General features: G+C 65.1%; 11 protein-coding genes. 7 read left to right on the top strand and 4 right to left on the bottom strand.

Going from position 1 to position 10,774, the window contains the following annotated elements; translation table 11 throughout:
- Positions 1 to 150 precede the first annotated feature (150 nt).
- Positions 151 to 1,047: a transcriptional regulator GcvA gene (gene gcvA / locus ACO6VM_RS07790; protein ID WP_125859379.1), complete on the bottom strand. Its 897-nt coding sequence runs from the start codon at positions 1,045 to 1,047 to the stop codon at positions 151 to 153.
- 254 nt (positions 1,048 to 1,301) lie between these two features.
- On the opposite strand from gcvA, the gene ACO6VM_RS07785 reads away from it, so the two are divergent.
- The 5 genes from ACO6VM_RS07785 (at position 1,302) to ACO6VM_RS07765 (ending at position 5,487) form a co-directional block, all read left to right on the top strand.
- Complete coding sequence (locus tag ACO6VM_RS07785; protein WP_401059371.1) at positions 1,302 to 2,684, top strand: amino acid permease; 1,383 nt, start codon at positions 1,302 to 1,304, stop codon at positions 2,682 to 2,684.
- Positions 2,685 to 2,741: 57 nt separating this feature from the next.
- Positions 2,742 to 3,239 carry a PaaI family thioesterase gene (locus tag ACO6VM_RS07780; protein ID WP_422403024.1) on the top strand — a complete coding sequence of 166 codons (498 nt, stop codon included), beginning with the start codon at positions 2,742 to 2,744 and terminating at the stop codon, positions 3,237 to 3,239.
- 281 nt (positions 3,240 to 3,520) lie between these two features.
- Positions 3,521 to 3,910, top strand: coding sequence for a DUF4398 domain-containing protein (locus ACO6VM_RS07775; protein ID WP_401059369.1), 390 nt, complete (start codon positions 3,521 to 3,523; stop codon positions 3,908 to 3,910).
- 11 nt (positions 3,911 to 3,921) lie between these two features.
- Complete coding sequence (locus ACO6VM_RS07770; protein WP_401059367.1) at positions 3,922 to 4,686, top strand: OmpA family protein; 765 nt, start codon at positions 3,922 to 3,924, stop codon at positions 4,684 to 4,686.
- Between the two features lie 105 nt (positions 4,687 to 4,791).
- Positions 4,792 to 5,487, top strand: coding sequence for a glutathione S-transferase N-terminal domain-containing protein (locus ACO6VM_RS07765; RefSeq protein WP_422403023.1), 696 nt, complete (start codon positions 4,792 to 4,794; stop codon positions 5,485 to 5,487).
- 105 nt (positions 5,488 to 5,592) lie between these two features.
- Here ACO6VM_RS07765 and ACO6VM_RS07760 read toward each other — a convergent pair whose 3' ends face one another.
- Positions 5,593 to 7,209 carry an inorganic phosphate transporter gene (locus ACO6VM_RS07760; RefSeq protein WP_422403022.1) on the bottom strand — a complete coding sequence of 539 codons (1,617 nt, stop codon included), beginning with the start codon at positions 7,207 to 7,209 and terminating at the stop codon, positions 5,593 to 5,595.
- 133 nt (positions 7,210 to 7,342) lie between these two features.
- Between ACO6VM_RS07760 and ACO6VM_RS07755 the strand changes: the two genes are divergently transcribed.
- Complete coding sequence (locus ACO6VM_RS07755) at positions 7,343 to 7,729, top strand: DUF488 domain-containing protein (protein ID WP_401059362.1); 387 nt, start codon at positions 7,343 to 7,345, stop codon at positions 7,727 to 7,729.
- Positions 7,719 to 8,150, top strand: coding sequence for a GNAT family N-acetyltransferase (locus tag ACO6VM_RS07750; RefSeq protein WP_422403021.1), 432 nt, complete (start codon positions 7,719 to 7,721; stop codon positions 8,148 to 8,150). Before ACO6VM_RS07755 ends, ACO6VM_RS07750 begins: the two co-directional genes overlap by 11 nt.
- 33 nt (positions 8,151 to 8,183) lie before the next feature.
- Here ACO6VM_RS07750 and ACO6VM_RS07745 read toward each other — a convergent pair whose 3' ends face one another.
- Together ACO6VM_RS07745 and ACO6VM_RS07740 are read right to left on the bottom strand one after the other, a co-directional pair.
- Positions 8,184 to 9,641 carry a right-handed parallel beta-helix repeat-containing protein gene (locus ACO6VM_RS07745; RefSeq protein WP_422403020.1) on the bottom strand — a complete coding sequence of 486 codons (1,458 nt, stop codon included), beginning with the start codon at positions 9,639 to 9,641 and terminating at the stop codon, positions 8,184 to 8,186.
- Positions 9,642 to 9,656: 15 nt separating this feature from the next.
- Positions 9,657 to 10,724, bottom strand: coding sequence for a polysaccharide lyase (locus tag ACO6VM_RS07740; RefSeq protein WP_422403019.1), 1,068 nt, complete (start codon positions 10,722 to 10,724; stop codon positions 9,657 to 9,659).
- Positions 10,725 to 10,774 lie beyond the last annotated feature (50 nt).

Raw genomic sequence — 10,774 nt, 5'->3', positions numbered from 1 at the left:
TTGGCCCTAATCCCCCTCAGCCACCCGCTCGCGAATCCATTGCACAAAGGCCCGTACCTTCGGCACCTCGGCCGCATGTTCGGCATGCAAGCCCGCTCCCACGCTGTGAACAATTCAAGGCGTGGGAGCGGGCTTGCCCCGCGATTGGCCCTAATCCCCCTCGGCCACCCGCTCGCGAATCCATTGCACAAAGGCCCGTACCTTCGGCACCTCGGCCGCATGTTCGGCATGAGCCATGAAGTGCCGGCCGTTGCTGGGCACCGGGTGGTCCCAGGCCACCACCAGCTTGCCCTCGCTCAGCTCCTCGGCCACCAGGTAGCGCGGGATCAGGGCTATGCCGCAGCCGGCGATGGCGGCGCGAATGCACAGGTAGAACGTGTCGAAACGTGGCCCGTGGTAGCTGTTCTGGCTGTGCAGCCCCAGCCCCAGGAACCACTCGTGCCAAGCCTCCGGGCGCGAGGCGCATTGCAGCAGACGGTGTTCGGTCAGCGCCGTGGCGCAGGTAATGCGCTGCCGGGCCAACAGCGCTGGCGCACACACCGGCACCACGGCCTCGCTGAACAGCTCGATGCAGGTCGCCCCCGGCCAGGTGCCCTGGCCAAAGAAAAACGCCACGTCGGCCTTGGCCTGCACCAGGTCGAACGGCTCCAGTTCGTTGCGGATGTCCAGATGGATGCGCGGGTGGCGCTCACCAAAACCCTTGAGCCGGGGCACCAGCCAGCGTGCACCGAAGGTCGGCTGGGTGGCGATGCGCAGCACCTCGGTCTCGTCGCCGTAGCTGAGGATGTAGCGGCTGGAGATGTCGATCTGGGTGAGGATCTTGTTCACCTCGGTGAGGTACAGCGCCCCCGCCGGGGTGAGGTGCAGGCGCCGGCGAATGCGCTGGAACAGCGGGTGGGCGAGCATGTCCTCGAGCTGCGCCACCTGCTTGCTGACCGCGCTCTGGGTCAGGTGCAGCTCCTGCGCCGCGCGGGTGAAGCTCAGGTGGCGGGCGGCGGCCTCGAAGCATTGCAGGGCGGTGGTGGACGGCATCAGGCGTTTGGACATGGCGAAGGCGCTACCCGGCAAAAAAGGAAGGAATTCATTCCCAAATAGAATGATGTGCTTCGAAAAGGTCGTTTGTTGAGCCGTCCCTATAGATTAATACTGACCTGGATCAACGATGACAACCGGTAGTGCAAAGAGGAGGGCAAAACCACGACCGGCGTTTTACAAGAACAACAACGAGCACCTGCGACTTACTGAATTCTGCTCCAACTTTCAGCCGTCCTTGCAACGGCCGACCCATTCGAGGGTTCCCCATGGCATCGTCAAACAATAAAAAACAGCGTTCCCTGCAACACGGCCTGACCTCCCGTCAGGTATCGATGATTTCCATCGCCGGCATCATCGGCGCCGGGCTGTTCATCGGCTCCTCCAACGCCATCGCCACCGCCGGCCCGGCCATCCTCATCTCCTACGCCATGACCGGCCTGCTGGTGCTGCTGGTGATGCGCATGCTCGGCGAAATGGCCATCGCCAACCCCAACAGCGGTTCGTTCTCCACCTATGCCAGCGAAGCCATCGGCCCCTGGGCCGGCTTTACCATCGGCTGGCTGTACTGGTGGTTCTGGGTGCTGATCATTCCGGTCGAGGCCATTGCCGGCGCCGACATCCTGCACGCCTACTTCCCCGGGGTGCCGTCCTGGCTGTTCGCCTTCCTGATCATGGTCGTGCTGTCGGGCACCAACCTGATCAGCGTGAAGAACTTCGGTGCCTTCGAGTACTGGTTCGCGCTGGTGAAAGTGGTTGCGATCATTGCCTTCATCGTGGTCTGCAGCCTGGCGGTGTTCGGCTTCTGGCCGCTGGCCGAGGTCTCCGGGGTGAGCCGCCTGTGGGACCACGGTGGCTTCATGCCCAACGGCTTCGGCACCGTGCTGGGTGGCGTGCTGATCACCATCTTCTCGTTCTTCGGCGCCGAGATCGTCACCATCGCCGCCGACGAGACCGCCAACCCGAAAGACAAGATCCGCCGCGCCACCAACCTGGTGGTGTACCGCATCGCCATCTTCTACCTGGCATCGATCTTCCTGGTGGTGTCGCTGGTGGCCTGGAACGACCCTGCCTTGAAAGCCGTGGGTTCGTTCCAGCGCGTGCTCGAAGTGCTCAATGTGCCTGGGGCCAAGCTGCTGGTTGACCTGGTGGTGTTGGTGGCAGTGACCAGTTGCATGAACTCCGGCCTCTATACCGCGTCGCGGATGCTGTACTCCCTGGGTGCCCGTGGCCAGGCGCTGAGCATGACCAAGCGTATTTCGGGTGCTGGCGTGCCGACCGTGGCGGTGATCCTCTCGACCCTGGCAGGCTTCGCTGGCTGCCTGGTCAACTATGTGTTCCCCGGCAAGGTGTTCGGCTTCCTGCTCTCGACCACTGGCGCCATCGCTTTGCTGGTGTACCTGGTAATCGCCGTTTCGCAGCTGCGCATGCGTGCCCGTGCCGAGCGTGAAGGGCGGCCGCTGGAGCTGAAGATGTGGCTGTTCCCGTGGCTGACCTGGCTGGTGATCGGCACCATCGTGATGGTGCTGGGCTACATGCTGTTCAGCGATGCCTACCGCTATGAAACGCTGATGACCGCCGGGGTGACCTTGTTCATCCTGCTGGTTTCGCTGACCCAGAAGCGCGGCAGGGCGGTGGCGCAGACGGCTTGATGTTTCTGCTTTAATGGGGGCGTTTCGCGCCCCCATTCCAACAAGCACAGGCTGCGTATGAACGATCAGATGCTTTCCCTCCAGGCCCTCGCCGCACCCGACGGCACTTGCTACGGCTGCGGTAGCGCCCACCCCTCCGGCCTGCACCTGCAAAGCCACTGGGATGCCGACGGCATCCACCTGTTGTGCCGACATGCTCCAGATCAAACCTTCATCGGCTGGCCCGGCCTGGTCTACGGCGGCTTGCTGGCCATGCTGGTCGACTGCCACTCCAACTGGACCGCCATGGCCTACCACTACCGCGCCGAGGGCCGCGAGGCGGGCAGCCTGCCGCGTATCGATTGCGTCACCGGTAGCCTCGGGCTCAACTACCTGAAACCGACCCCGATGGGCGTGGAGCTGTTGCTCAAGGCCCGCGTGGAGGGCGAAGTCGGACGCAAGACGCGGGTCATCTGCGAGGTCTGGGCGGATGATGTCCTGACCGTCACTGCCGACTCGGTGTTCGTGCGGGTGGACACCGAAAAACTCAAGCTCAAGGCACACGGCCAGGCCTGACAACAGGCCGTTCACCCAGCATTTTGCCAGTAGACGCCTGAACGGCGCTCGCCCCAAACGTGGGCGTGCGCCGTTCAGGCGTTTTGCCGTCAGGCATAGGGCCCATGCCGAAGCAGTTGTTGAAAAAGCCGACAGGGTGGTTGGGATAAGTCCTATTTGGCCGTCGGCTTCGTGGCAATAGTCTTGCGTCGCTTCCAGATCAGGCTGTCTGTTCATCAACTGCCTGTGGTCACCGACGCCGGTAGCCACAGATTCGCGAGCGCATCAAAGGAGCCTATTCCATGCGTTTCAACTGCAAGACTTTGCCGCTTGTCGGCCTGCTCATGATCATGAGCGGCTGCGCCAGCGTGACCGTTCCCAATGAGCAGATCGAACTGGCCCGCAGTGCGGTCAACCGCGCCGTCGCCGCCGAAGCCACCCAATATGCCCCGGTGGAGATGCGCGCCGCCCAGGACAAGATGAGCGCCCTGGACCGGGCCCTGGGGGAGAAGAAGTTCGAACAGGCCCGAACCCTGGCCGAAGGGGCAAGCGCAGACGCCCGAGTAGCCGAGCGCAAGGCCCAGGCTCTCAAGGCCAAAGAGCAGCTGGAGGTCGCCCGCAAGGGGATCGAAGTGCTCAAGCAGGAGATCCTTGATGCTCCTGACAGCCCGACTGCCAAATCCGTTCATTGAAGGAAGTGACCATGTCCAAAGTCTACCTGCTGCCCGCTGTGTCGCTCCTTGGTCTGATGCTGGCCGGCTGCGGCACCACGCCGGAAAACCCCACGTTGCTTGGCGCTCGCGAAGCCTATTCGGTGTTGCAGGGCAAGCCCGAGGCAAGCCGCCTCGCCGCGCTGGAAACCCAGGACGCTTATACCGCCCTGGGCAAAGCCGAGTTGGCCTCGCTCAAGGACCGCAAGTCCGCCGAGGTCGAGCGCTTGGCCACGTTGGCCAGTCGGCAGATCGAGTTTGCTGAGCAGACCATCGACCTGCGCAACACCGATGCTGCGCTCAAGCGTGTCGAGCTTGAGCGCACCCAGGCCCGCCTGGATGCACGCACCGCACAGCTCAACGCGCTCAAGGCCAAGCCGAGTGCACGCGGCGATGTGGTGACCTTCGGTGATGTGTTGTTCCAGACGGGCAAGGCCGAGCTGAACGGCCGCAGCCACCACAACATCGAGGAACTGGCTGCATACCTGCAGGCAAACCCTGAGCGCAAGGTGCTGGTAGAGGGTTTCACCGACTCCACCGGCAGCGATGCCCTCAACCAGCGCCTGTCCGAGCACCGGGCTGACGCGGTGGCCAACGCGCTGCGCCGTCAGGGTGTAGCTGCGCAGCGCATCAAAAGCGCCGGTTACGGCAAGGAGTACCCGGTGGCCAGCAACGCCACGGCGCAGTCACGCCAGCTCAACCGACGCGTCGAGGTGGTGATCTCCAGGGGCGCCGAGGCTGTCGCGCCACGCTTCTGATGAAGCGCCGGCGCAGCCTTTTGGCTGCGCCATCCGGCACGCTGCGATGGTCAAATCGCAGTGCTGTCCCTAAAGTGATCGTTTCGACGATTGCAGGGACCGAGCATGACCGATCTGAGCGCATTCCCCATCACCCGCAAGTGGCCAGCGCAACACCCCGAGCGCTTGCAGCTGTATTCGCTGCCCACGCCAAATGGCGTCAAGGTGTCGATCATGCTGGAGGAAATCGGCCTGGCCTACGAGCCGCACAAGGTCAGCTTCGACAGCGATGACCAACTGAGCCCCGAGTTCATTTCGCTGAGCGCCAACAACAAGATCCCGGCAATTCTCGACCCCGATGGCCCGGGCGGCAAACCGCTGGCGTTGTTCGAATCCGGCGCGATCCTGCAGTACCTGGCGGAAAAGAGCGGCCAGTTGCTCAGCCAGGACCCGGCCCAGCGCTACCAGACGATCCAGTGGTTGATGTTCCAGATGGGCGGCATCGGGCCGATGTTCGGCCAGGTGGGGTTCTTCCACTTCTTCGCCGGCAAGGACTACGAGGACAAGCGCCCGCGCGACCGTTACGTCAACGAGTCGAAGCGTTTGCTGGGCGTGCTGGACCGGCACCTGCAAGGCCGTGAATGGATGGTCGACGAATACAGCATCGCCGACATTGCCATCTTCCCTTGGGTGCGCAACCTGGTGGAGCGCTACAACGCCCGTGACCTGGTGGGCTTCGATGAGTTCAATGAGGTGCAGCGGGTGCTGGCCAGCTTCCTCGAACGGCCTGCCGTTCAGCGTGGCCTGAAAATCCCCGGTTGATCGGGCATCACTGAACCTGTGGGAGCGGGTTTACCCGCGAAGGCTGTGAGGGATTCGCCATCGCATTCGCGGGTGAACCCGCTCCCACAGGTGCTCTATTTCAGCCTAGAGAATTTGATTCAGAAGCCAGTACAGGCTGCCTGCCAGTACCATCGCCGCCGGCAGCGTCAGCACCCAGGCCATCAGCAGGTTGACCAAGGTGCGCTTCTGGATCCCCGAGCCATTGGCCACCATGGTCCCGGCCACCCCCGAGCTCAACACATGGGTGGTCGACACCGGCAGCCCGAACATGTCCGCCGCGCCAATGGTGCACATCGCCACCACCTCCGCAGACGCCCCCTGGGCATAGCTCAGGTGGGTCTTGCCGATCTTTTCACCCACCGTCACCACGATGCGCCGCCAGCCGACCATGGTGCCCAGGCCCAGGGCGATGGCCACCGCCACCTTGACCCACAGCGGGATGTAGCGGGTGGCATCGTCCAGCTGGCGCTTGAACAGTTGCACATGGCGGGCGGTGTCGGCATCGAACGCCACCAGTGCGTTCTTGTCGATCAGGCGGATGGCTTCGCTGGTCAGGTACATGTCGTTGCGCACGTTGGCCATGGCCTCGGCCGGTACACGGCTGAGCGAGCCATAGCCCTTGACCTCTTCGCCGATCATGCCGGTCAGCGCGGCCAGGGCCGGTACCAGTTCGGGGCTGGCCTTGGGCTGGCCGATGAAAGCGGTCAGGGTCTGTCGAGGGTCGGCCGGGGCCGCCTGCGGAGCACTGCGCTCCAGCGCCTGGCGGGTCACCTCGGCCACCGCCGAGAACTGCAGGGCCTGTTCGCTGGGCATGGTCTTGTTCAGGGCGTAGGCCATCGGCAGGGTGCCGACCAGGATCAGCATGATCAGGCCCATGCCTTTCTGCCCGTCGTTGGAGCCGTGGGCGAACGATACGCCGGTGCAGGTGAGGATGAGCACACCGCGGATCCACCAGGGTGGCGGAGTCTGGCCCTCAGGCGCCTGGTACAGCTCCTGGCGTTTGACCAGCGCGCGCAGGGCCAGCAGTAGCAGGGCGGCGCAGGCGAAACCGATCAACGGCGAAAACAACAGGGCATAGCCGACCTTGCTCGCCTGGCCCCAATCTACCCCGCTGGTGCCGTCGCGCCCATGCATCAGCGCGTTGGCCACGCCCACGCCGATGATCGAGCCGATCAGCGTGTGCGAGGACGAGGCCGGCAGGCCCAGCCACCAGGTGCCGAGGTTCCAGATGATCGCCGCCAGCAGCAAAGCGAAGACCATGGCGAAGCCGGCGCCCGACCCGACCTGCAGGATCAGCTCGACCGGCAGCAGGGCGATGATGCCGAAGGCCACCGCGCCGCTGGAGAGCAGCACACCGAGAAAATTGCACAGCCCCGACCACACCACCGCCACCGGCGCCGGCAGCGAATGGGTGTAGATCACCGTGGCCACGGCGTTGGCGGTGTCGTGGAAACCGTTGACGAATTCAAAGCCCAGGGCGATCAGCAAGGCCAGGCCCAGCAACAGGAACGGCGTGACCGTGGTGATCACGGTGCCGCTGGCGCTGACATCTTCCTTGAGGCTCCAGAAGGTGTAGGCCAGGCCGGCCAGCAGCAGGCCGAAGAACAGCACCAGGGTGGCGCGGCCAGGGCGGTGGGACAGCTGCGGGCGAGAGTCCAGCTTGACCAGCGCGTCCTGGCTGACCATCGAGGGGGTTGTCATGGGTGGGCTCCGGTGTGCTCAGAGGCACGAGGCGAGGTATCCCATCCTAGAAACAATCTGTTACCGGGGAGTGACCTCGATCAAAGGAACTTCTAGTCTAGGAGGCATCGGCGAATTGCCAAGCGAGCCCCGAATGATCTGCTGCAAGCGTGTGTACGACCCGGTTGAAGCCAGCGATGGCCAGCGTGTGCTGGTCGATCGGCTGTGGCCGCGCAACAAGCGCAAGGAGGACCTGCATGGGCAGTGGTTGCGCGAGGCGGCACCTTCCGACGAACTGCGCAAGGCGTTCCATGCAGGTTTACTGGATTACCCCGGATTCTCCCGGCGCTACCGGCAGGAGCTGGCCGCGCACCCTGAACACTGGTACCCGCTGCTGGACCTGGCCGGCAAAGGCGAGCTGACCCTGCTGTACGCCGGCAAGGACACCGAGCACAACAATGCCCGGGTGCTGGCCGACTGGCTGGAGGATGAGTTGGAGCGACGCGGGCCTGGGAGTTCGCCGGTGTGCTATGCCCCTTGAACTGATTGCCGCCAGCGACAATGACCTGACCTTCGCCCGCGACCTCACGCGCCGGGCGATGCTGCCGTACTACCGCGAGTTCGACCTGTTGTGGATCGAAGAAGCCTTCGACCAGGCCTGGGACTGGCGCGAACAATGGCTGGTAGTGGAGGACGGCACGGTGCTGGGTTTTTGCAGCCTCAGCCAGGACCGCCAGGCGCTGTTCATTCGTGAACTGCACCTGCTGCCCGAACATCGCGGGCGCGGTGTGGGTGGCTGGGTGCTGGAGACGCTGGCCGGCTGGGCCGCGCAGCGGCATCTGCCGTTGCTTCGCCTGATGGTGTTCAAGAGTAACCCCGCGCGACAGCTCTACCTGCGCCGGGGCTTCATCGAGATGGGGGAGGACGAGTGCTTCGTGCGCATGCAGCGGCCCGCAGCCTGACGCTGGCCGCTCCTACAGGTGATGAGGCAATCGCTAGCGGGTAAGCCGTACCCGCACCACCCGACCCTGCGCCACCGTCGCCTCCAGCACCTGCCCTTGCAGCGGCAACAGATCACCGATCAGCAGGTTCTGCAGCAACGCCTTGCCGTCGAAGCGGTTGCCGCCGATCTCGACGTCGCGGATACCTTCGACCCGCACCACCGCCTTGCCCACTTGCCCCAGGCGGTTGCCGCTGATCAGCAGCGGCCCCGGCAGCGGCGCGGCATTGCGCAGGCTGACGGCGTACTCGGGGGTGTTGCCGATGCGGTTGCCGACCAGCGCCAGGGCGCCCACTTCGCTGGCATCCACCGCGCTGCCCTGGCTGCTGGCCAGCAGGTTGTCGTCGATCAGCAACGGGGCAGCCGGCGTCGGCGCGAGGTTGCGCAACTGGATGCCATTGCCGCGGCTGGCGCCGATGCTGTTGCCGGCCACCACTACGGCGCCACGCTGGTCGCTGATCTCGATGGCGGCCTTGGCGGCGCCGAGGATCAGGTTGTCTTCGATCAGCGCGCGGGTTTGCCCGCGCAGGCGCACGCCGCTGTTGTTGTCGATGTCGCGCAGCTGGTTGCCGTGCAGGTCGAGTTGGCTGTCGCGGGCGTCGACGGCGTATTGCTGGGCGCGTTCGAACTGGCTGTTGGCGATGGTCGCCTGGCTGTGTTGCAGCTCCACCGCCGTGGACAACTCACTGAATCGGCTGCCCTCGATCAGCAGCGTGGCCGGGCGGGTGCCGGCGGCTTGCTGGGCACTGAGCGCGGTGGTCAGGCCACGGGACAGGTTGGCGTTGTAGCCCAGGCGGTTGAGGGTGGAGCCGATCACCTGGGTATGGCTGCCGGCCCAGGCCACCACGAACGGTCGCCAGGCGCGGTCGGTGTTGCCGGCCTTGTCGCCGGCCACGCTTTCCAGGGTCGACTGATTCAGCCCCAGCCAGCCCTGGTTGATCAGCGCGGTGCCGGAGTAGCTGTACAGGTAGAGGCTGGTGCCTTCGAGCTGCAGCCCGGCATCGCTGCCGATCATCAGCGGGTAGCTGAGCAGGTAGCCGTCCTTGTAGCGCTTGAGGATACGCGCATCGCCCAGAGCCGCCTCCAGCTGTGCCAGGGTGATGCTGCCACCGCGCAGCACCACAGCCTGCGGGTGGTGCGCCTGGTAGCCGGCGATGGCGCGGAACAGGCCATTGTTGACGAAGGGTTCGAATGGCCAGCTGCCGGCCTGGGCGGAAAACATCGGTTGCAGGCTGACGCTGGCGCGGCCGGTGGGGGGCGCGCGGCGGGTCTGTTCGAAGCTCACCGCCTGGCGGGCCTGCTGGCGCAGCTGGGTCAGCTGTGCCTGATGTTGTTGCGGGTTCAGGGTGTCCAGCACCGGGTTGGCGGGCAGTGCCTGGTTGGCCGCCTGGGCGGCGCCGGCCAGCAGCAGGGCGGTCAGGCAGCTGAGGGATATGCGGGTGAACGGTGCCATGGGACGCATCCTTGTTCAGGGCAGGTTGGGGTAGACCGGTTTCAGCGGGCCACCGATCTGGCTGTAGCTGTCCACTTCGCCGTCCTCGCCGTCATACAGCTGGCGGGCCAGGCGGTGGCCAGGCTCGCGGGCGAGGAACGGGATCAGCCAGGCCATCTTGTAGGGCGCCACGTCTTCCTGGGCCTGGCCCTTGAGCTCGGGCAGGTCGTCTGGATCGAGCACGCTGCGGGCGGCGAAGTTGGCCAGCAGGTCGAGGGTCTGCTGGTCTTCGGCGCTCCAGGGCAAGCCATTGGCCCGCGCCGACTCGGCCAGCAGCACCAGCGGCACCAGGGCGTACTGGCTGTAGTTCGAGGCCAGTTTGCTGCGGGCCACTTCCAGCGGCAGGTAGGCGTAGCTGCCGTCGCTGGCGCGCACCGCCTGGGCCAGGCCACGGCGCAGGTTGCCATCGGCCCACTGGATGAAGTCGTCGCGCCCGACCAGCATGCCGGTGGCCGCCACGGCCCAGGCGGCCCAGTAGTCGTGGTTGTTGAAGTACACGCCCGGGGCATCGCGCCGTGGGTCGTACTCGGCGATCACGCGCTCGCCGAGCCGGGTGAACCAGGTTTTTTGTACCTCGTTCAATTGCACCTTGCCGTCGCTGGCCGACTGGGTCAGCAGCACGGCGCCGGCCATGGCTGCCAGCGCCCATTTACGCGCGGCCATGCCGGTGCTGCTGGCGTCAGGGTTGAGCAGGGCACCGGCTTCGGCCCAGCGCTGCAGCCATTGGTGCTGGCAGGCCAGGGCCATGTTGGCGTCCTGCGGTTTCCTGGCGTTCTGGAAACGCTTGCCGGCGTAGATCAGCCCGCCGATGAACTGCTTGACCTGTTTGCCGATGCGTTCGCTGTCGGCGTCGGGGCTGCTGCGCAGGGTCGACTTGCTGGCGTCGCGCTGGTCGTACTTGCTTTGCAGGTGCAGGCTGCCGGTGTAAGGCGGTGGAGCTTCCTTGCTGCATTGCAGGGTACGGTAGTCGGCGATCATGGCCGCTTGCGCGGTGGCGCGCAGGGGCCAGATCGACTGGGCGGCGTGGGCCTGGGGAAGCAACAATAGGAGGGTGGCCAGGGCGCTTCTTATCGACCAGAGCACAACGCTCTGAT

The organism is Pseudomonas sp. GZD-209, from assembly GCF_049310485.1.
GTDB lineage: Bacteria > Pseudomonadota > Gammaproteobacteria > Pseudomonadales > Pseudomonadaceae > Aquipseudomonas > Aquipseudomonas sichuanensis.
This window is presented reverse-complemented; position numbering and strand designations above follow the sequence as displayed.

Coding starts and splice junctions, on each gene's coding strand:
- gcvA (WP_125859379.1), bottom strand. CDS start 1,047: ATGTCCAAACGCCTGATGCCGTCCACCACCGCCCTGCAATGCTTCGAG.
- ACO6VM_RS07785 (WP_401059371.1), top strand. CDS start 1,302: ATGGCATCGTCAAACAATAAAAAACAGCGTTCCCTGCAACACGGCCTG.
- ACO6VM_RS07780 (WP_422403024.1), top strand. CDS start 2,742: ATGAACGATCAGATGCTTTCCCTCCAGGCCCTCGCCGCACCCGACGGC.
- ACO6VM_RS07775 (WP_401059369.1), top strand. CDS start 3,521: ATGCGTTTCAACTGCAAGACTTTGCCGCTTGTCGGCCTGCTCATGATC.
- ACO6VM_RS07770 (WP_401059367.1), top strand. CDS start 3,922: ATGTCCAAAGTCTACCTGCTGCCCGCTGTGTCGCTCCTTGGTCTGATG.
- ACO6VM_RS07765 (WP_422403023.1), top strand. CDS start 4,792: ATGACCGATCTGAGCGCATTCCCCATCACCCGCAAGTGGCCAGCGCAA.
- ACO6VM_RS07760 (WP_422403022.1), bottom strand. CDS start 7,209: ATGACAACCCCCTCGATGGTCAGCCAGGACGCGCTGGTCAAGCTGGAC.
- ACO6VM_RS07755 (WP_401059362.1), top strand. CDS start 7,343: ATGATCTGCTGCAAGCGTGTGTACGACCCGGTTGAAGCCAGCGATGGC.
- ACO6VM_RS07750 (WP_422403021.1), top strand. CDS start 7,719: ATGCCCCTTGAACTGATTGCCGCCAGCGACAATGACCTGACCTTCGCC.
- ACO6VM_RS07745 (WP_422403020.1), bottom strand. CDS start 9,641: ATGGCACCGTTCACCCGCATATCCCTCAGCTGCCTGACCGCCCTGCTG.